We start from the raw sequence: 19,819 nt of genomic DNA, 5'->3' as shown, positions 1-19,819 counted from the left end.
GCTCGCCAGAAACTTTCTCTCCGCCGTCGCACTGGCGACCCTCGTCGCATTCTGGCTATGATTGAGTCTGAACCCTAGAAATACGCGCTGACGACATTCCGCGCCTGTGTGTATATCGCCAGCGTCATTCGAGGCCAAAGTGGCCATTACAGAATTATGGCCTCCCCACCAATTCCGGACAGAGCCAAATATCAAAACTTGGGATCAAATACATTAAACACTGTGACTGGCCACACGAGCGCGAAACAGGGCCTAACGGAAAATTGATAGCATCCTTGCTTGTCAAAGGTTTGACGTATGGGCAGAAATTGAAGTGATGTTCAGGTCGATTCGCCATCTGCCCGGTCGCGGCCACATAGTTCTGGTGTTGATGCTCGTATTCGCGAGTGTCGTGCCGGGGGCTGCGCACGCCACGGCAATGTCGGCAATGGCGACCGTGAGCAGCGGGGAGCACCACATCGGCGGATCTGTCGATCAGTCGTTAAAGAAGCATCATCATGCAAAGGATGATCACTCGTCCGCTTCCCGCGGCCACAGGCCCGCACATCACGGCGACACGACAGACCGCTGTTGCCCGATCTCGTGCTTCCTAGCCCTCTGCTCGCTTGATTCTCCAATGGAGGCGGTTTTCATCCGCGGCACTTTCGAGTTCGGGCCGGCGTTGAACTTCGTCGCCATTTCCATGGCCATGCCTGAACGCCCTCCACGCGACTGACAGTTCATCTGCGCCCGTAACCGGGCACCGTGGCCGGTCCTCATCGGCTGATCGCACTTCTATCGTGGTAGGACAATCATGTTTCGTACCCTCTTGGTGGCTGCCTTGCCGCTGGCGCTTGCCGCTTGCTCGGCTGCGGGCAGGCCTGACCAGTTCCTGTCGGACAGTTCGCCTGCGGACCCGACACAGGGCATTCGCAATCTCCACTATCGATCGGTTCTCAATGGGTATACCCACCGGGTTGCCGTGGAACCCAAGCCTTGGCGTCAGCAGAATGACAGCCAGGCGCCAGGCGCGGGAACCGGCTCATGATCATGGCACGCAAAATCAGACAGACAATCTTCGTCTGTGCCGCAGGCGTTTTTCTCGCAGGCTGTGTCAGCGATCAGGAGCTTGCCGGCTACTCCGCCAAAGAGGCCGGCTTCAGCGTCGTTGCCGCATCCGTTTCGAGGGGCACCGGAGGAAAGGATACGGTCTGGATCCAGAACAATGACCAGGCAAGGGCAGTATCCGCGCGCGTTCACGCCTTGGTGCACAAGAAGACCATCAATGCCGACACCGCTGTCCAGGTTGCGCTTCTCAACAACAAGGGGCTTCAGTCGGCCTATGCAGACATAGGCATGACCGCGGCGGAGGTCTGGCAGCAAGGCTTGCCCGAGAATCCGAAAGTCTCGATAGGCCTGCTGGGAATAGGCGCCCCTGAACTGGCCGCCTATCGTGCCATCGAAGGCATGATCGCCGCCAACATCCTGTCGCTGGCCACGCGCCGGGCCCGTATGGACATTGCCGACACACGGTTCCGGCAGGCCCAGATGAGGGCCGTCGACGTGACCCTGAAGGTTGCCAACGACGCGCGGCGGGCATGGGTCAATGCCGTATCGGCCTTCGAAACCGTTGCCTACCTCAATCAGGCCAAGGTAGCTGCCGACGCGGCCTCGGAACTCGCCCAGAAACTCGGAGAGACCGGCGCGCTGCCCAAGTCCGGTCAGGCGCGTGAACATGCCTTCTATGCCGAGCTCACCGGGCAAATGGCTGAAGCGCGGTTGGCGGCACGACTGGCCAAGGAAGAGCTAACCCGGATCATGGGCCTATGGGGAAGCGAGGTCGACTACTATGTCCCCGACAAGCTGCCGTCGCTGCCTCGCAGCATCATTCGCAAGAACCGGATCGAGCAGGAAGCGCTCCAAAACCGCGTCGACCTTCGCGTCGCCAAACTCGAACTGGAAGCGGTTGCCAAGAGCTATGGCCTGACCAAGGCGACACGTTTCGTCACCGATCTGGAGATCATTTCCGGGGTTGAAGCCGAACGCGAGATCGAAACCGAATACGAGATTGTCGGCGCCAACCTGGAAGAAACGAAGACCAGGAAAACGGTGGTCACACCGCAACTCGAGCTGGAATTCGTGATCCCTATCTTCGACAGCGGCAAGCCGAAACTGCGAAAGGCGGAATTGGCCTACATGCAGGCGGCCAACCTGCTTGCCGAAAAGGCGGTCAACATCCGTTCCGAAGCCCGCTCAGCCTATACCGCCTACAGGTCCACCCACGAGATCGCACGGCACTACCGCAATGCAGTTGTGCCCTTGCGAACCATCATCGAGCAGGAATCCCTCCTCACCTACAACGGCATGATCACCAACACTTTTGAACTTCTCGCCGATACGAGGGCCAAGGTGGGAACCTTGTTGCTGGCGGTTAATGCCAAGCGCGAGTTCTGGCTGGCCGATGTCAACCTGTCGGCCGCGATCTACGGCGGCGGTGCGGCGGCGGGCGGTGGTGCATTCGCTCCGTCGGTAGGCGATGCCGGCGGCGCCGGCCATTAATTCTCCGGAAAGGACAAGACCATGATGAACAGACGTCAGCTTTTAGGCGCAAGCGCTGCCGGAGCAGCCCTTGTTTCCTCGACCGCGTGGTCGAAGACCACGAATATGGGGTTGCCGGATGCAGCCGTGATGGAGAGCCCGCTTACCCAGGCACCCCTCATGCCGTCGACAGGACCGGACTACAATCCGGTGGTCACGCTCAACGGCTGGACCCTGCCCTTCCGGATGAACAACGGAGTCAAGGAGTTCCATCTGGTGGCCGAGCCGGTGGAACGGGAATTGGCGGACGGCATGACCGCCTATCTCTGGGGCTACAACGGCCAATCCATCGGCCCGACCATCGAAGCCGTTGAGGGCGACCGAGTCAGAATCTACGTCACCAACAAGCTGCCCGAGCACACGACCGTGCATTGGCACGGGATGATCCTCCCGTCAGGCATGGATGGCGTGGGAGGTCTGTCGCAACCCCATATCCCCGCCGGCAAGACCTTCATCTACGAGTTCGACCTGGTGAAGTCGGGGACCTTCATGTACCACCCGCACGCCGACGAGATGGTGCAGATGGCCATGGGCATGATGGGCTTCTTCATCGTTCACCCGAAGGACCCGGCCTTCATGCCGGTGGATCGCGATTTCCTGATCATGCTCAATGCCTTCGACATCGACCCAGGTTCGTATGTGCCAAAGATCATGACGATGACGGACTTCAACCTTTGGACATGGAACAGCCGCATATTCCCGGACATCGATCCGCTCGTGGTCTCGAAGAATGACCGCGTGCGGGTGCGGGTGGGCAACCTGACGATGACAAATCATCCGATCCACATGCATGGCTATGACTTCGAGGTAACCTGCACGGACGGCGGCTGGGTCCGACCGGAAGCGCGATGGCCCGAAGTCTCGATCGACATTCCTGTCGGCGCCATGCGTGCCTACGAGTTCGATGCCGTTTACGAGGGCGACTGGGCGATCCACTGCCACAAGTCCCACCACACCATGAATGCCATGGGCCATGACGTGCCGACCTTCATCGGCGTCGACAAATCGAACCTGACAAGGAAGGTCCGCCTCCTTCAGCCGGAATACATGCCGATGGGAACCGCCGGCATGGCCGACATGGGCGAAATGTCGATGGAATTGCCCGACAACACGGTGCCGATGATGACCGGATGGGGTCCTCACGGGCCGATCGAAATGGGCGGCATGTTCTCCGTCGTCAAGGTTCGCGAAGGCATTTCTGCCGGTGATTACAGCGATCCGGGCTGGTACGAAAACCCGCCCGGAACCCAGGCCTACGAGTGGACCGGCGAGTTGCCCGAGTTCACCAGGGCCGCAGGCGCAACGACCACCATCAACCCCGCGCCGGTGAAGTCCGGCACCAATGGCTGAATCTGTCGATCTCAGGTTCTGAGGAAAGGAGCAACACGCATGAAAACACTCTCAATTGCATCCATGGCTTTTCTGGGAATGACCGCACTGGCGACTGCCGCGGGAACTCACGCCGGCGGACATGGCGAGATGATGATGGCTGTAGGAGTCCCTGGCAAGGCATCGGAAGTCACCCGGACAATTGAAGTCATCATGAAGGAAACCGACGACGGCGGGATGGCCTTCGAACCCAGGGAAATCAACGTGAAGAAGAATGAGACCATCCGCTTCATTGTGATCAACAAGGGCGAACTCGAGCATGAATTCGTGCTCGACAACCATGAAGGTGTCATGGAGCACAAGGCGCAGATGGAGAAGATGCCGGAGATGGAACATGACGATCCCAATTCCGTGCGTCTCGATCCGGGTATGGACGGCGAAGTCATCTGGAAGTTCGCGAACGCCGGACCGTTCGAATTCGCCTGCCTGATTCCCGGACATTACGATTCAGGCATGAAGGGCATGCTCAACGTCGCGGGTCATTGATCAGGCCGATCCCGCACAACACAACAAGAGGTAAGACAATGCGCAAATTTGGAGTACTCCTGATCGCGGCAATCGTCGCGGCGACCGGCTCGACGGCTGCGTTTGCAACCGAATACACCAAGGGTGTGGTCAAGAAGGTTGATATGAAGGCCGGGAAGGTTACGATAATCCACGAAGAACTGACCAAACTTGACATGCCTGCGATGACGATGGTGTTCCGCACCGCAGATCCGGCAATGCTGGAAAAGATGAAGGAAGGCGACGCGATTGAATTTGTCGCTGATCGGGTAAACGGCAAACTGACCGTCACCGAGCTGAAATAGAAATTGCTGAAACCGGCGGCGGAAGGCTGGTGCCTCCCGCTGCCGACACCATTCCGAGAAGTGATGGTCTTCAGTCCGTCCGAATTGCCGGGCACAGCTTAACGTGCTTCCCGATTTCCGGACCGTTCTGAGCTGGAATTTTGCAATTATGATCCCGCTGAGGGATGCGTCGATCTCGACGTCTATACATGTCGGATCGGGGGGCTTGAACCTATGCTGGTCGCAGAGGTGGCGGCGATCTCTTCACTTATGATGGATCGCCAACGTGTAATGGTTTTCTCGTCGACCTCCGGCGCATGGGCAGCGATCGAGATCGCGATGTCGGGTTCGGCCGAATGCAGGCGAATTGCGGCTCCCAGCCCATATATGGAGCGATAGGCCCGGGCATGGCTTTCCGCAAACCCGGTGGCCTTGGCGTTTTCAACGGCCTCCCTTATCGAATCCGGCGTCAGCGCCTCGAAATTCCGCAGTTCGGGTTCGATGTAGCGAATGATCTGCTCGATCGTTTCGTCCGGCAGAACCGCGAGCAAGGCAGTGGCCCCCGCGCCAACACCAAGGAAGCGGCGCTGGCCGACTTCGACAGGTATGACCCTGATAACCGTCCGCCCTTCCGCCTTGTGGACGCATACCGCCTCCATACCCGACCGCCGCATCAGATAGGTCGTGACATTCGCCCGGCTCGCAATCCGGTCCACGGTTGCCATCCACGGCGTCAGTTGGAGAACCCGGTCGGTAACGGCAAGACCGAGTTCGTAGGCCAGCATGCCGATCTCATATCTGCGTGTCTTCTTGTCGTAGGCAGCAAGCCCGGTGTCGGTCAGGCATTTGAGAATGCGGTGGGTGGTGGAGCGCGACAGGTTCATCGCCTCTGAGATATTCCGAAGATTCGGCGGCAGGTCACCTGAAACCCGCGCGATCTGCTGGAGAACCGCCGCCGCGCGCCGTATCGCCTGCGTTCCATCCTGTGTCACTTGTTTTCCGTCCCCCTCTGCCTTGCCTTGCCACGCAGGATATTATCCAATTCGCGGCCTGCCCGCACCCGACATCGCCAAACCTTCGCTGCTGTCCGCCCCCCCCCTCAGTTACCATCATCCACGCCGGCACTCTTGTGAATCCCGAGCGGCTGAAGACGATCACGGAAATCCGAGCCGAACGCCTCGTGCACGGCCTCGACAGTCCAGTCCTGCCGTTCCACGCTCGGCACCAGTTCCGTTGGATGGGTCATCAGCGAAAGCCTGGGAATGTCGACTCGTACGATCTGGCCGTTTACGTCGCGCGCCATGTCCGACAGCAGGTAGATGGCGATGGCCGCGTTTTCATCCGGGCTGACCGTCATGCCTGTCTGTTCCCGCCGCGTGTCGCCGATTTGCAGCATCTGGTCGTACATCCGCGTCCGCGCAATCGGCGCGATGGCGTTGACGCGTACGCCCGTCCCGGCCACATCGCACGCCCAGCCATAGGTGAGCGAGGCCGCCGCACCCTTTGTCGCGCCGTAGACCGCCATGCGGGCATAGCCGGCATGGGCGCCGGACGTAACGTTGAGGACAGCGCCGCGTCCGCGCCGTTTCATCACCGCCAGCGCATGAAGCCCGCAATTGACGGTTCCGTTGACATTGACCCGGATGATGCGCTCGACGCTGGCACGCTCCTCGTCCTCCGGCGCGGCCATGTGGAACACGCCGGCATTGTTGACCAGTCCGTCGACCGGCCCGAAGGTTCGTTCGCACAGCGCGATCAGGCCGGCACTTGCATCCCAATCGGAAATGTCGGCATCCGAGGCGACGGCCGCGCCGCCGCTGTCCCGGATGGCCGCTGCAACCGCTTCCGCCGCGCCGCCATCGATGTCGTTGACGACGACGCGGGCGCCTTCGGAGGCCGCCAGCCGTGCATAAGCCGCGCCCAGACCGCGGCCCGCGCCGGTGATGACGATGGACTTGCCGTCAAGGCATCCCATGATCGCTCCTCTCGCGCGCCGGCACGCTGCCGGCGCGATCGCGGGATGGCCAAGACGGCCATCCCCCATGTCGCGCTTCTCAGAACTTCACCTTGGAGAAGATTTCCTCCTGGATGCGGGCGGCGTATTGGTCCCACTGTTCCTGGCTCCAGTCGCCCTCGCCGATCTCGGCGACGATCTTTTCCCACTTCGCGGTGTTCTTCTGGAAGGCGCTGATCAGCGCCTCGGGATCCTTGACGCCACGGCTCTTTGCAGTCTCGATCATGCTCGGGATTTCGGACGCACGATATTCGGCGACGGCCTTGCTCAGGTCTTCCGCCGGTTCGACGATCTCCGTGCCATACTCGTCCACCGCCTGTTTCGTCATGTCTCGCACGCGGTTGGTGAACTCATACTCGAAATCGGCCACGGCCTGTGCCGAGCTTTTCAGCCACGCAGACTTCTGCTCGTCGGTAAACCCTGCCCAGACATCCTTGTTCACCACAACGAAGCCGATGGACTGGAACGTGCCCAGCGGCACGTTCGTCACATACTTCACGAAGTCCATCTGCAGCGCCTTGACCTGCGAACTGTCGTTCATCGCGCAGTCGATCTGGCCGCGCTGCATGGCCTCGAAAATCTCGCCATAGGTGATGTTGACAGGCGTTGCCCCGAGGTGCGCCGCCAGAGGTCCGTAGGAACCGACCGCCCTGATCTTGAGCCCCTTGACGTCCTCGAGAGTCTCCACCCGGTCGTCCGCGCACAGGATATTGTAGGGCGGAGAGGATGTGTTGAAGAGGACGACGATGTTCTGCCGGTCCATCTCTTCCTTGCACTCAGGGCAGTCGAGCAGCATGGTTTCCGATGTCGCCGGTCCGGCCACCTTCGCATTGGTGGAGTACAGGTCGCCGAGCAGGCCGAGCACGGGCAGGTCCGACGGCGTGTAATTGTAGACGAGGATGCCGCTGTCCACCGCGCCCGTCTTGATCGCCTGCAGCGCGGCCGCGCCGCCCGCCAGCGCCCCGCCGCCAACGATGCGTCCCTCGTGCTCGCCGCCCGTCATCTCCTTCACGCGTTCGAAGAAGCGCGCCGCCGTATAGGCGTTGTCGGGATAGGTGTCGGGCGTGTGCGAGGTGTAGATCAGTTCCTTGGCCGACAAGGGCATGGCGAGCGCCATCGTGGCAATGGCGGTGGCAGTCAGTGTCTTCAACAGCATAGGTAGTCCTCCCTGGTTGTGTTGAATAGCAAGGCCCCGGCCCGGGCGGGGTCCGGTAGTCGTGTCTGGCGATGCGGCGCGTCGGATCATGGCGTCCTCACATCATGTACGGCAGGAATGTCGAGATGGCGGGGAAGGCGATCAGCAGGGCCATGATGACGACCTCCGCCGCCAGGAACCACGTGACGCCCCGGAAGATCGTCGTCAGCGGGACGAGTTTTCCCACCACGCTGTTCACGACATAGACGTTGAGCCCCACCGGCGGCGTGATCATGCCGATCTCCAGGTATTTCACCAGGATCACGCCCATCCACAGCGGGTCCATCCCGACGCTCTTCATGATCGGATAGACGACGGGTAGCGTCAGAAGCAGCACGCCCAGCGGATCGAGAAACATGCCCAACACCAGGTAGATGACCGAGATCCCGAGGATCAGCACCAGCGGGTCGAGACCTAGCAGCGAGACCTGCTTGGCCAGGAAGATCGGCAGGCCCGCGAAGGCGAGGAACCGCGTGAACAAGAGCGCGCTGATGGCGACGAAGAAGATGCTGGCCGTGCTGGAAAGCGCCTCCACGACGCTGTTGCGGAAGACCTCGCGGGTCATGTTGCCGCGCGCGAAAGCGATGGCGAAGGCGAAGAACGCGCCGATGGCCCCGGCCTCGGTCGCGGTGGCGAACCCGCCGAAGATCGATCCGGCGACGAAGAAGACGAGCAGCGGGATCGGCCAGACGCTGAGCAGCACCCGGAAGCGCGCCGGCCAGTCCGTCTCGATATTGAGCTTCGGCGCCAGCGCGGGGTTGAAGTGGCAGCGGATGATGATCATTCCGGAATAGATGGCGGCTGTCAGAAGGCCGGGAACGATGCCGGCGATCAGCAGTTCGCCGATGGAGGTCTGGGTGTACCACCCGTAGATCACGAACATGATCGATGGCGGGATCAGGGCGCCGAGCGTGCCGGCGGCCGCCACGCAACCCGTCGCCAGACCCGGCTCGTATTTCGCCTTCAGCATTTCCGGAATGGCCAGCCGCCCCATGGCCGCCGAGGTGGCGAGGCTGGACCCGGAGGCCGCGGCGAAACCGGCGGAAGCGAAGTTGGTGGCGACCGCCAGTCCGCCGGGAAGATTGCCGAGCCAGAGGCGCGCAGCGGAAAACAGGCTTGCCGTCATGCCGCTGTGATAGGCAACCGATCCCATCAGCAGGAACATCGGGATCGTTGTCAGCGACCAGCTCGCGCCGAACTCCATCGGCAGGCTTCCGAAGACGCCGAGTGCGGCCTGCGGCCCACGGATCAGGCTGAGCCCGACCAGCGAGATGCCGCCAAGCGCGATCGCGATCGGCACCCGCAGGGCAAGCAGCCCGAACAGCACCGCGATCGAAATCAGGGAGATGGTCAATCCCGACACGGTCTGTCTCCATTTCCGGTGGTCGCGGGCGTCATTCGATGCCTCCCGCCGCAGTCTTGCGTTCGATGGTCGGATGGCCCCGGCCCGTCAGCGCGTAACGCAGGTCGATCCATGCTTGGATTGCCAGCACGAAGGCGAACAGCCCGAACGACAGCGGCAGGATCCAGCGTGACGGCCAGGCTGGCAGGTCGAAGAAGGACAGGCTGAGGATTTCCCGGTCGCGCGTCGCGGCCGCGGCCTGGTCGAGGACCAGCCATGTGAGCAGTCCGACATAGGCCAGTCCGGCGATGGACACCACACCGTCCAGTCCCGCCAGCCGGCGCTTTGACAGCCCCATGGTGAACATCTCCACCGTCAGGTGCTGGCGACGTATCTGCACGAAGGCGAGCGGCAGGAAGACGCAGGCCACCATGTAGTAGCGCGAGACGATTTCCAGCGTCCCGATGATCGGCTGGTTGAAGAAGTACTTGCCTGCCACGTCGGCGGTGATGTGCAGCATCAGCACAATTATCGCCAGGCCACCAATCGTCATGAGTACCCAGCTTGCCATGTCGGCGATCCGCATCAGCATGTCGGTGCCGCCGCCGTCCTGGCCCATGTTTTCATCCGGCCCGGTCATGACGCCCTCGCCGGCGGCGTGGAACTGAAACCGCGTTCGAAGACTAGCGCGTCGGCCAGCGCCATCGCGGACCCCGCCTCGTAAAGCCGCCGCAGCCCGGCCACCGCCGCCGGGTCGCTCGCCGCCGCGCGCTGCGCCAGGTCCAGGGCGAAGCTCTCGAGGTCGCCGGGTTCCACGAAATAATCGCACAGGCCGATCCGCAGCGCCTCATCGGCCGTCACGATCTCGCAGGTCATGGATATGCGCCGCGCGGCGGCAAGGCCCACGCGCCGAGGAAGGCGCGCCGAAAGTCCCCATCGCGGCACGATGCCCAGTTGCGCATGCGTGTCGCGGAACCGCGCATTGCTCGCCGCGACGATCACGTCGGCGGCAAGCGCCAGTTCAAGCCCGCCCGTGTAGCAGTGATTGTGCACGGCAGCGATCAGGATGGGCCGGATATTGCCCAGGTACTCGACCGTCTTTGACCGGAAGTCCGGGTCTTCCGTTACGAAACCGGCATTCAGCAGGTCGATGTCGGCGCCTGCGCAGAAGGAGCGACCCGCGCCCTTGAGGATGACGCAGCGAACCGCCGCATCCGCCTCGATCCGTTCGAGTTCCTCGCGCAGGTCGGCAAAGAGCGCCGGCGACAGCGCGTTCAGCTTATCCGGACGGTTCAGCGTGAGCACCGTCACCGCACCGTGGTCTTCCCGCAGGATCATCCGGCTCATCGCATGCCTCCCTCGTCCGCCATCATGGCAACGCCGCCCGCGCGCCCGTTCCGGCGCCACGTCCGCGCGTCGTCAGCCGTGGCTCCGCCCGGTATTCTTCCTCCAGCCTGTCGATCAGGCCGGCGACCGTCGGGATGTCCCGGATCAGTTCGATCCCCTGCCCCGCGGCCCAGACGTCCCGCCAGGGTTTCACGTCCGGACGCACCGGTTCGGCCCCGTGGACCGGAAGGGCGCGCGGATCGTATCCGGCCCGCGCGATGGACCGGGCCAGCATGTTGGCCGGGATGCCGTGCGTGAAGAACGGCGTGAAGACCAGTTCATCGGCCCGCGACTGCACGATGATGTCCTTGTAGGCGTCCGTTGCGCCGGCCTCCCGCGTGGCGATGAAACGCGTGCCCATGTAGACGAGATCGGCGCCCAGGTGCCGCGCCGCGCGCATCTGCGCTCCGGTTCCGATCCCGCCGGCCAGCACGATCACGCCGTCGAAGAACCCGCGCACGGCCTCCACGAACACGAACGGGTTCATCCGCCCGGAATGGCCGCCACCGCCCGAACAGATCAGGATCATGCCGTCGACGCCTGCCTTCGCCGCCTTCTCCGCATGACGGATCGAAGTCACGTCATGGAAGATCATGCCGCCCCAGCCATGCACCTCCTGGACGATCTCGTCGGGCGCGCCGTTGATGGTGATGAGAAGCGGCACCTTCCGGTCGCGGCAGATCGCAACCTCCTTCTCGAACCGCTGGCCGGCCCCGGACTTGCCCGAACGCAGGCTGATATTGGCGGCCCAGGGTCCAGTCGGCTTGCCGGTTTCCTTGTGGAACTGCGCAAGCTCCGCCTCCAGCAGGTCCAGCCAGTCGGCGTATTCCTCCGCCGTGCGCGCCGACGCCGACGCGCAGGCCGCTGCCACATTGACTTTGCAAGCCGCGAGCACAAGGTTCGGATAGGTCACCAGGAACATCGGGGCGCAGATCAGGGGCAGGCGCGTTCCGCCGAAGAGGGTTTCAAAACCGGTCAATGCGGGCCTCCGTTCCGGACGGCATCGGCCGCCGCCAGTCCGGCGGCGATGCGGCGCAGTTCCGGTTTCTGCACCTTGCCGACGGTATTGGTTGGCAGGCTGCCGACGATTTCGAGCCGTTCGGGAAATTTCTGCCGCGCGAAACCGGCCGCTTCGAGAAACGCGCTCATCGAAGCGAGCGTGACGGTGGCGCCTGGCGCCGGCACGACGAAGGCAACCGCGATTTCGCCGCGCTCGGCGTCCGGCGCGCCGACAATCGCGACATGGGCGATATCGGGATGGCGCAGAAGCGCGTTCTCGATCTCCAGCGGGCTGATGTTCTCGCCCTTGCGGATGATGATGTCCTTGGTCCGGCCCGTCACGACGATATAGTCGCCATCGACGATCCGGCCGCGATCGCCCATCAGGAAATGACCGTCGTCGGTAAAGCAGCCAGCCTCGTGGCCGGGGTCGAGATAGCCGATGAACATCTGCGGGCCGCGCACCGCGATCTCCCCATCCTCGCCTTCGACCACCGGCCGGCCGGCCGCGTCCAGGATCTGCAGGTCGAGCGCCATCCGGCCGTCGGTATCCGCGTGGGCCTTGGCCTCCTCGCGATTGCGGACGCCGGGGCAGGCCAGCGGAACTTCCGTCGAACCGTAGGCCCGCGAGACGATCGTGCCGGGCAGCGCATCCAGCGCCCTGTGGATCAATTCCGGCGGAACGCTGGCTCCGCCGCAGATGAAACGGCGCAATCCCGGCAACGAGGTAGCCCGGGCCGCCGCAGCATCGAGCAAACCGCGCAGGAAGGGCGTGGCACCGGCCATGAACGTCGCGCCGTCTTCGAGGATTCGCGACACCGCCCGGTCCGGGTCCCAGATATCGTCGAGAACCGTCCTGCAGCCAGTGATCCACGGAAATTCGAAGGCATAGATCGATCCACCGATATGCCCGATGGGTGACGGCACGTACATCACGTCCGTTTCGCCAAGGGTCCAGAACTCGGCAGTGCGCCGGACGACCGCATCCATGGACGCGTGCGTGTGGATGACGCCCTTCGGCGTCCCCGTGCTGCCCGAGGTGAAGATGATCATCTTGGCATCGGTCGGCGCGGGCAGCACCGTTTCGCCCGGCGGGTGATCGAGCAGGCGTTCGAACGCAGCCGCTGCGCCGGGATCGCCGCGCACGGTCACGATGAGGTTCGGCGGGGTCTCAAGTCCTGCCACCATCGCGGGATAGTCCACCCGGGCATCAGCACCGGGGGTGAAGATCGCCGCCACGCCACAGGCCGGCAGGATCGCGCCCAGTTCCGCTGACCGGTAGATCGGCAGGAGTGGCACGATGCGGTAGCCGAACAGCGCGGCGGCCATGTTGACGACCGTCGCCTCCCACCAGTTCGGAAGCTGGAAGGCAATGGCGGCGCCGGGCATGATCCCCCGCGCCGCGAGTGCCCCGCCGAGCCGCCGGGCCATGGCGACCATTTCGGCCCGTGTCAAGCTGCGCGTGCTGTCGCTGACCACCACCCGGTCCGGATCTTCGGTCGTCAGCGCAAGTGCAATCTCGCCGAGACCTGGCCTAGGCTCCGCGCGGTGACGCCCTGCCGATGCCAGGTCGGCGAGCCGTGGCCCCAGGAGATCGGCCGGCGCGTTCATGACGGCCCCTTCCCGCTCGCACGGCGGGCGAAGGCTTCGACCCGCTTGCGGTGTTCCTCGCTGCGCACCGTCAGCGCCTCGTAGGCAATGCCCGGGTCCATGAGCGCGTGCGCGATGCGCTTCAGTTCGATGTTGATCGTCACCTTTGTCAGGCGGATCGCCTGCATGGCCCCCGCCTCGAGCCGGCCGCAGAAGTCATCGATGGCGCCGTCCAGTGCGGCCGGCGCGACCACATGGTTATAAAGGCCGATTTCGCCAGCCTTCGCCGCGCTCAGGATTTCGCCTGTCATCAGATATTCCTTGGCCCGATGGAACCCGACGAGGGCCGGCCAGATGACCGCGCCGCCGTCACCGGCCACAAGCCCGATGGAGACGTGCGGATCGCCGATCCGCGCCGTATCCGCCGCAATGGCGACGTCGCAGAGCAGCGCGATGGTCGCGCCAAGCCCGACTGCCGGTCCGTTGACCCGCGCGATCACCGGCTTGTCGATGTCCAGCAGGGTGAAGACGAGCCGTTTGGCATCGGCGGCCTCGACATCGAACAGGCCCGGATCGGTGGTGAATTCCTGCATGCGAACGATATCGCCGCCCGCAGAGAAGGCGCGCCCCGCCCCGGTGACGATGACAATGTCCGACGTCTCGTCCGTCTGCGCGAAAGCCAGCGCGGCAACGATCTCGCGATGCATGACGGCGCCGAACGCGTTCAGCACCTCCGGCCGGTTCATGGTGATGGTCAGCCGGCGGCCGGAGCGTTCCAGGAGAAGGGTTTCAAAGCGGGGCAAGGTGCTCATGCGGCACCCCATCGTTGCGTCGCATAGCGTCCATAGGCCTCGGACGGCCCACCCATTTCGGCCCGCAGAAGCCGCGCCCTGTAGGTCCAGCGATGCAGAGGATGCTCCAGGGTCAGGCCCATGGCGCCCATGAACTGGTGAAAATCGTAGATGGCGCGCCGGGCCAGTCCCTGGGCATAGCCAAGCGCCAGGCAGGAATCATGCGGCAACTGGGTCTGCGCGGCCTTCAGCATCTGCATGCGCGCCGCCTCGATCTCGATCCCGTTGATCGCGAGCCGATGCTGAACGGCCTGGAAGCTGCCGATTGGCCGCCCGAACTGGTGCCTGTCGCGCACATGGGCGAGAACGGATTTCAGGGCCCCCTTCAGCGTTCCGGCAAGCTCGGCAGCGACGGCAACCTGCCACAGCACCCTTGCCCGTACCGGATCGAGGGTGGCCAGGACCCAGTCCTGGGCCTTCATGTCGATCCGGCCCATCGGATAGGCATAGAGACTTTCGACCGCCTCAACGGCGTCCGCCTCAGGCTGCGCGATCCGAACACCGGCCTGGTTGATCGAGACCAGTGTGCGGGCGACAGGAAGAAAACGCACCGCACCGGGAGCGTCATCGACCACGACGGCGACAGGCCGCGGCAAGTCATTGCCGAGAAAGGGGCGCAGCAAGGCGGATGCCGCACATTCCAGCGTGACGGGCGATTGCGCGATCTCGTGGATCATGGTTGCGGCGGCGACGGCGCCTAGCTCCTTCTCCGCCGCGGCTTCGAAAAATCCGTTCTCTGCCAGCCGAGCATCCAGCGCGGCCCCGTACTCGAAACGGCCCCAATCGGCGACTGTGCGGAAGCCGGCATCGGGAGAATCGAGCATCAGGCCGAGGAAGGTCAGAAAGGTCGTCTGATCTTCGTTGAATTCGAGGCGCACGGATCATGGCTCCTTCGGAAGGTTCAATTCACGCCGGGCGACCAGGTTGAGCTGGATTTCGGCCGCCCCGGCGGCGATGCCGGTAACGATTGCGCGTTCGTGATGCGACAGGAACGACGCATGCTCGCCGCCGGAAAACGTGTCGGGCAGGAAATCCATGCCGAAATCGGTAACGAGATGTTCCGCCGTCACCACGGCGTAGCGCGCCAGGTTCGCCTCATTGCCCGGCGCCGCGCCGCGAGCGCGCTGGTCAACGACCTTGTAGACGAGGAGGCGGGCAGCTTCGCAGGCCGCGGCGGCTTCGGCGGCACGCATCCGCACCACGGAATCGCAGAAGCGCCCCCTTTCCTTCAGCAGGCCGACCATGCGATCTACCTCGGCCGCACCCATCTCGTAGCGCGGAATGCCCACCCGCTCGTTGGCCAGCGCATAGGTGATGATGGACCAGCCCTCACCCTCGCCACCAAGCCGCGTCGAAGCGGGCACCCGAACGTCGGTGAAGAAAACCTCGTGTATGTCGCCATGCCCGATCAGGCTCGGGATGGCCCGCACCTCGATGCCGGGGGTCTCCATCGGCACAAGGAAGATCGCGATACCGGACCGTCCGCCTTCCGCGCCGCCGGTCTGGGCCAGCAGGAAGCAATGTCGCGCATGGGCCGCATAGGATGTCCAGATCTTCTGGCCATTGATGACATAGTGGTCGCCGTCGCGCACGGCCCGGGTGCGCAGCGCCGCAAGGTCCGATCCGGCGTCCGGTTCGGAAAACCCCTGGCACCAGATCGCCTTGCCCTGGGCCATTTCGGGAATGTATCGCTGCTTCTGCGCTTCCGTTCCGAAGCGCATCAGGACCGGGCCGATCCAGTTGACGTTCATGTACTGCGCCCCGCGCGGCTCGCCAGCCCGCCACATCTCCTCCCCGAGGATCAAATGCTCCCAGGCCGGCCGTTCCGCGCCACCCCAATCCCTGGGCCAATGCGGCACCAGCAGCCCCGCCTCGGCAAGCTTGGGGCAGAACTCGAGGCTGAACGCAGTCTGCTCGGCCGAGCCAGGACCGTGACGTGCGATATCGAGCCAGTTGGACGGCAATTCACGTTCCAGGAACGATCTCACACGCTGCCGGTAGGCGGCATCCTCTGCCGTCCAGGTGAAGTCCATGCCCATCATCCTCCCAAATTATGGGACATTTCTTGAATCCGTGAAATGAGGATGAATTGGGATTTCCAAGCTGTCAACCACGATGTTGTTGACGCAAGCGCGGATCGAGGGTCTATTCTGACTGAGACATTCGCAATTCCAGCAGGGAGGAGACTGGAATATGAATGACAGATGTTCCATAAATTGGGATGATTTCGCGCATACCGGAGTCATTCGGGACGGGGTGTGTCATGCGGCTTGAGCCGAACACCGGCGACGAGGCGTTCCGGCTCCGGGCGCGCGAATGGCTAGCGGAGAATGTCCCTCGAGAACGGCCGCCGCACGAAGGGCGGCCATCGCGCGACTACGCCACGGCCTGGCTCGCCCGCTGTCACAAGGCCGGATGGTCAGGATTGGCCTGGCCGGAAGCGCATGGCGGTCAGGGACTGTCGCCGGAAAGGCTGCTGATCTGGTATGAGGAATATGTGCGTGCCCGCGCGCCGTCAGCGCTTGATTGCACGTTCGTTGCCTTGAACCATGCAGGTCCGACACTGATTGCCTGCGGAACCGAAGCGCAGAAATCGTTTCATCTGCCGCGCATCCTGGAAGGCCGGTCCATCTGGTGCCAGGGGTTTTCCGAGCCGGGCGCCGGCTCCGACCTCGCTTCGCTGAGGACCTTTGGCCGCATCGAGGGAGACCATCTCGTCGTCAACGGCCAGAAAATCTGGTCGAGCTATGCCGACATCGCCGACTATCAGGAACTTCTGATCCGCACCGAGCCGGGCTCGCGCCGGCACAAGGGCCTCAGTTGGGCGATCTGTGACATGAGCCTGCCGGGGATCACGGTCAGACCGATTTGCAACATGGCCGGCGTCAGTCATTTCGCCGAGGTCTTCTACGACAATGTGCGCATCCCGCTTTCCGACGTTGTCGGCGCGGTAAACGACGGCTGGAGCGTGGCGATGACGACGCTGGCCTTCGAACGGCGCACCGCCGCCATCGCGCTGCAACTGGAACTGTCCGTGAAGATCGAGGATGTGATCGCGCTCGCAGGCGCGGTCAAGGGAAGCGCCACGGCGGAACGGCTGGCGGACCTGAGAGCCGAAGCCGCGGCGCTGCGGGCAATGACCTATCGCACCCTTTTGCGCCCCCCTGCCACGCCCTTCGACGGATCGCTCATGCGTCTGGTATTCGCGGAACTGGCACAACGCATTCACCAGGCAGCCATCGACATTCTTGGCCCGGATGCCTTGGTCAACGGTCCCTGGACCCACGACTATCTGGAAAGCTACAGCGAGACCATCGCCGGCGGAACGGCCGAGATCCAGCGCAACATCATCGCCGAGCGCATCCTCGGCCTGCCGAGGGAGGCAGCGGGATGAGCTTCGACCTGACCTTGAGCGAGGATCAACGCCACATCCTGGATGCGGCACACACCATGCTTGAAACAAATTATCCCGTCGAGCGGTTCCGCGACGGACGAGCTGCGGCGCCGGGAACCGCACTGGCGGAATTCGGTGCGTTCACACTGGCATTGCCTGAGGAAGACGGCGGCGCCGGCTTTACCATTGTTGAGGAAGCCTTGCTCCACGAGGCCATCGGGCGTCACCTAGCCGGCCCGTTTTCGCTTGCATCGCCGCTGGCCGTTCGGATGGCGTTGATGGCGGGCGAAACCGGCCTTGCTGCTTCGATCGCAGCGGGGCGGACGGCGGTTTGCGCCAGCGTCGATACCCCGCGCGGAGCGCTTCTGTTCGAACCCGAGGGCGCGGCCCATGCCGTAATCGTATCGGACGAAGGCATTTGCATGACTGCCCTGGACGGCATCGAGCTTGTCACGGAAACGTCGATGGGCCATGGCCAGCCGCTGGGCCGCGCCCGTTTGCCTTCGCCCGGCGGGACGGACGAACGCTTCCCCGTCCTTGTCCCCCTGGCCTCCCTCCTGGTTTCGGCGCAGCTTCTGGGTGTCGCCAGGGGAGCGCTGGAACTTGCCGTATCCTATGCGGGAGTCCGGGAACAGTTCGGCCGTCGCATTGGCAGCTTCCAGGCAATCAAGCACCATTGTGCCAACATGGCGACCGGGATCGAGATGCTCTCGGCGCAGCGCGACATAGCGGCAATCGCCCTGCGTGACAGGCGCCCCGACGCAGCCTTCCAGATCGCGGCGCTCGCCCGTCTTGCCCCACGCATCGCTGTGCGCAATGCCCGGCTCTGCATCCAGATCCACGGCGGCATCGGCTTTTCGGCGGAGGCGGACGCTCATCTCTATCTCAAGCACGCCCATGTGCTGACCGCGCTCGTTCCGGCAAGCGACCTGCTGTCCTTGCCTGCACCCCTGACGCCAACCGGAAAGGAATGATGATGCGTGTAGCCCTGATCACCGGAGCATCGAGCGGTATCGGCCTCGCGACCGCGCGGCTTTTCCTCTCCAAAGGCGTTGCCGTCGTCGGGGTCGGCCGCGACCCGGAAAAGCTGGCTGCGGCGGCAGATACCTGCAAGGACACCGGCGCGCCGTTTTCCGCCATCGCGCTCGACATCATGGATGATGACGCGCCGAAGCGCGCCGTGACCCATGCCATCGAAGTCTTTGGAAGGCTCGATCATCTGGTCAACAATGCCGGAGAAGGCAGCCCGGAACCCGTCCATTCCACCGATGATGCGATGCTGGACCGTTTTCTCAACCTGATGCTGCGTGCCCCGTTTCGCTTCGCGCGCGAGGCCCTGACCGTCTTTGGAGACGAGGCCACGATCGTGAACATCTCGTCCACCTACGCCCTTGTCGGCGGCTTGCGCGGCGGCGCCTATTCGGCGGCCAAGGCCGGCCTGCACGGGCTGACATCGCACATGGCCTGCCAGTATGGCTCCGCCGGAATCCGTTCCAACATTGTCGCCCCAGGCGTAATCCCGACGCCTATGACCTATCACCGTCTGGAGGTCGAGGGCTTCCGCCGCATGAACTACGACATGACGCCGGCCGGCCGCTGGGGTACCCCTGAAGACGTGGCGCAGGCCGTCTGGTTCCTGTCCTCCCCCGAATCCGGCTGGATCAACGGCCAGGTCCTGGCCGTCGACGGTGGCTGGTCATCGACAAAGTTCCTGACAGAAGCCGCCTTGAGCGCGGAACGGGACCTCAAGGCCGTCGAATGGACGCACTCGGGAATGCCCCGCCAAAGGGATTAGGCAACAGCGCTGAATAGGTGACCGCCACCTGATACGGGGCATTGGACTTGCCCGGCTGCCCAAGGAAGGCACGAAGCTCAAGGCAGAGCGCAACATTCAAAAAAAAAAGAATATCCCGCGCCACCCCGACGAATGCCGGGACTATTTCGAGGCAACCGGATATGACCCGGATTGAATTTTGCTCTAAGCCCCAAGCGACAGCCACCCGTCCGACAGCAGCCAAGGTTACCGGAGCCGATCCTCAACCCATTTTTCTGCCCATTCCAATGCTACAAAGTCGAGGATCAGCGTTCACTTATTAGTTTTTTATTTCAATAACTTGGAAAGACTACGAGCGAGTTCGAGTCTCTCACCGCCCACCACCCAACCCCTTGATATCGCTGAAAACGGTTGACTTGAAAGGGGTTTTTCCCATTCTTGAGCCTCGATCCCGCCCCGACGCTCAGACGGGTGCAGTTGCTGCGGCGCGTCCTGATGAAGGCATAGGCCGAGATGTTTC

Annotated in this window: 19 protein-coding genes; 8 read left to right on the top strand and 11 right to left on the bottom strand. The window is 63.2% G+C overall.

Annotated elements, in window-relative coordinates; translation table 11 throughout:
* Positions 1-793: 793 nt before the first annotated feature.
* From ACLB6G_RS15785 to ACLB6G_RS15765, 5 genes are read left to right on the top strand one after another with little or no spacing between them, the layout of a single operon-like run.
* Positions 794-1,027 carry a hypothetical protein gene (locus tag ACLB6G_RS15785; RefSeq protein ID WP_410357148.1) on the top strand — a complete coding sequence of 78 codons (234 nt, stop codon included), beginning with the start codon at positions 794-796 and terminating at the stop codon, positions 1,025-1,027.
* Between the two features lie 2 nt (positions 1,028-1,029).
* The gene (locus tag ACLB6G_RS15780; protein WP_410357171.1) at positions 1,030-2,538 is read left to right on the top strand and encodes a TolC family protein; all 1,509 of its coding nucleotides are present in this window, start codon (positions 1,030-1,032) and stop codon (positions 2,536-2,538) included.
* Between the two features lie 21 nt (positions 2,539-2,559).
* On the top strand, positions 2,560-3,927 hold the full coding sequence (locus tag ACLB6G_RS15775) for a multicopper oxidase family protein (RefSeq protein ID WP_410357147.1): 1,368 nt from the start codon (positions 2,560-2,562) through the stop codon (positions 3,925-3,927).
* A gap of 39 nt (positions 3,928-3,966) precedes the next feature.
* A complete protein-coding gene (locus ACLB6G_RS15770; RefSeq protein ID WP_410357146.1) occupies positions 3,967-4,452 on the top strand; it encodes a cupredoxin domain-containing protein in 486 nt (161 codons plus the stop codon).
* A gap of 38 nt (positions 4,453-4,490) precedes the next feature.
* Positions 4,491-4,775, top strand: coding sequence for a copper-binding protein (locus tag ACLB6G_RS15765; protein ID WP_410357145.1), 285 nt, complete (start codon positions 4,491-4,493; stop codon positions 4,773-4,775).
* A 182-nt stretch (positions 4,776-4,957) separates the two neighbouring features.
* Here ACLB6G_RS15765 and ACLB6G_RS15760 read toward each other — a convergent pair whose 3' ends face one another.
* The 11 genes from ACLB6G_RS15760 to ACLB6G_RS15710 form a co-directional block, all read right to left on the bottom strand.
* Positions 4,958-5,746: an IclR family transcriptional regulator gene (locus ACLB6G_RS15760; RefSeq protein ID WP_410357144.1), complete on the bottom strand. Its 789-nt coding sequence runs from the start codon at positions 5,744-5,746 to the stop codon at positions 4,958-4,960.
* A gap of 107 nt (positions 5,747-5,853) precedes the next feature.
* Entirely contained in the window at positions 5,854-6,729 is an 876-nt protein-coding gene (locus ACLB6G_RS15755) for an SDR family NAD(P)-dependent oxidoreductase (RefSeq protein WP_410357143.1), read from the bottom strand.
* Between the two features lie 79 nt (positions 6,730-6,808).
* On the bottom strand, positions 6,809-7,924 hold the full coding sequence (locus ACLB6G_RS15750) for a C4-dicarboxylate TRAP transporter substrate-binding protein (RefSeq protein ID WP_410357142.1): 1,116 nt from the start codon (positions 7,922-7,924) through the stop codon (positions 6,809-6,811).
* A 97-nt stretch (positions 7,925-8,021) separates the two neighbouring features.
* Positions 8,022-9,326 carry a TRAP transporter large permease gene (locus ACLB6G_RS15745; protein ID WP_410357141.1) on the bottom strand — a complete coding sequence of 435 codons (1,305 nt, stop codon included), beginning with the start codon at positions 9,324-9,326 and terminating at the stop codon, positions 8,022-8,024.
* Between the two features lie 31 nt (positions 9,327-9,357).
* On the bottom strand, positions 9,358-9,945 hold the full coding sequence (locus tag ACLB6G_RS15740; RefSeq protein WP_410357140.1) for a TRAP transporter small permease: 588 nt from the start codon (positions 9,943-9,945) through the stop codon (positions 9,358-9,360).
* Positions 9,942-10,652 carry an enoyl-CoA hydratase/isomerase family protein gene (locus ACLB6G_RS15735; RefSeq protein ID WP_410357139.1) on the bottom strand — a complete coding sequence of 237 codons (711 nt, stop codon included), beginning with the start codon at positions 10,650-10,652 and terminating at the stop codon, positions 9,942-9,944. Before ACLB6G_RS15735 ends, ACLB6G_RS15740 begins: the two co-directional genes overlap by 4 nt.
* A gap of 22 nt (positions 10,653-10,674) precedes the next feature.
* A complete protein-coding gene (locus ACLB6G_RS15730) occupies positions 10,675-11,670 on the bottom strand; it encodes an NAD(P)H-dependent flavin oxidoreductase (RefSeq protein ID WP_410357138.1) in 996 nt (331 codons plus the stop codon).
* Complete coding sequence (locus tag ACLB6G_RS15725) at positions 11,667-13,301, bottom strand: AMP-binding protein (RefSeq protein WP_410357137.1); 1,635 nt, start codon at positions 13,299-13,301, stop codon at positions 11,667-11,669. The genes ACLB6G_RS15730 and ACLB6G_RS15725 overlap by 4 nt, the downstream gene beginning before the upstream one ends.
* Positions 13,298-14,092, bottom strand: coding sequence for an enoyl-CoA hydratase/isomerase family protein (locus tag ACLB6G_RS15720; protein WP_410357136.1), 795 nt, complete (start codon positions 14,090-14,092; stop codon positions 13,298-13,300). Before ACLB6G_RS15720 ends, ACLB6G_RS15725 begins: the two co-directional genes overlap by 4 nt.
* Positions 14,089-15,009 (bottom strand): acyl-CoA dehydrogenase family protein, encoded by a 921-nt coding sequence (locus tag ACLB6G_RS15715; protein ID WP_410357135.1) that lies wholly within the window; start codon positions 15,007-15,009, stop codon positions 14,089-14,091. Before ACLB6G_RS15715 ends, ACLB6G_RS15720 begins: the two co-directional genes overlap by 4 nt.
* 3 nt (positions 15,010-15,012) lie before the next feature.
* Positions 15,013-16,164, bottom strand: coding sequence for an acyl-CoA dehydrogenase family protein (locus tag ACLB6G_RS15710; protein WP_410357134.1), 1,152 nt, complete (start codon positions 16,162-16,164; stop codon positions 15,013-15,015).
* Between the two features lie 230 nt (positions 16,165-16,394).
* Between ACLB6G_RS15710 and ACLB6G_RS15705 the strand changes: the two genes are divergently transcribed.
* The 3 genes from ACLB6G_RS15705 to ACLB6G_RS15695 are packed head-to-tail and all read left to right on the top strand — an operon-like array spanning position 16,395 to position 19,320.
* Positions 16,395-17,525 (top strand): acyl-CoA dehydrogenase family protein, encoded by a 1,131-nt coding sequence (locus tag ACLB6G_RS15705; protein ID WP_410357133.1) that lies wholly within the window; start codon positions 16,395-16,397, stop codon positions 17,523-17,525.
* Entirely contained in the window at positions 17,522-18,499 is a 978-nt protein-coding gene (locus ACLB6G_RS15700) for an acyl-CoA dehydrogenase family protein (RefSeq protein WP_410357132.1), read from the top strand. Before ACLB6G_RS15705 ends, ACLB6G_RS15700 begins: the two co-directional genes overlap by 4 nt.
* Positions 18,496-19,320 (top strand): SDR family NAD(P)-dependent oxidoreductase, encoded by an 825-nt coding sequence (locus ACLB6G_RS15695; RefSeq protein WP_410357131.1) that lies wholly within the window; start codon positions 18,496-18,498, stop codon positions 19,318-19,320. Before ACLB6G_RS15700 ends, ACLB6G_RS15695 begins: the two co-directional genes overlap by 4 nt.
* Positions 19,321-19,819 lie beyond the last annotated feature (499 nt).

This window comes from Zhengella sedimenti, assembly GCF_046506625.1.
GTDB lineage: Bacteria > Pseudomonadota > Alphaproteobacteria > Rhizobiales > Rhizobiaceae > Zhengella > Zhengella sedimenti.
Note: the sequence above shows the minus strand (reverse complement) of the source record. Positions and strands in the feature narration are given on the sequence as shown.